At 56.9% G+C, this 281-nt stretch carries 1 protein-coding gene; it reads left to right on the top strand.

Annotated elements, in window-relative coordinates:
- Window positions 1–281: Ig-like domain-containing protein (locus tag Q5Y71_RS17390; RefSeq protein ID WP_306043322.1), on the top strand; the 281-nt coding region annotated here is incomplete at both ends.

Below are 281 nucleotides of genomic sequence, written 5' to 3'. Positions count from 1 at the left end.
GTATCCATCTCAATATTTCCCGCAGGCAATCTGTCCCTGGCGCCGGGTGAGACACAGCAATATACCGCCCGGGCCAATTACAGCAATGGCACCACCTCCAATATTACCAACAGCGTGAATTGGCAAAGTGAAGATAGCTCGGTGGCCACCGTCAGTGGCAGCGGTGTGGCCACGGCCGTAGCCCCGGGTAGTACCCGTATCTTCGCCAGCTTCGCTGGTATTGTCAGCAACCGAGCGCCGATCACTGTGAGCGGTGCTGTGCTCACCAGTATTCAAGTGAC

The organism is Microbulbifer sp. 2205BS26-8 (genome assembly GCF_030731025.1).
Taxonomy (GTDB): domain Bacteria; phylum Pseudomonadota; class Gammaproteobacteria; order Pseudomonadales; family Cellvibrionaceae; genus Microbulbifer; species Microbulbifer spongiae.
This window is presented reverse-complemented; position numbering and strand designations above follow the sequence as displayed.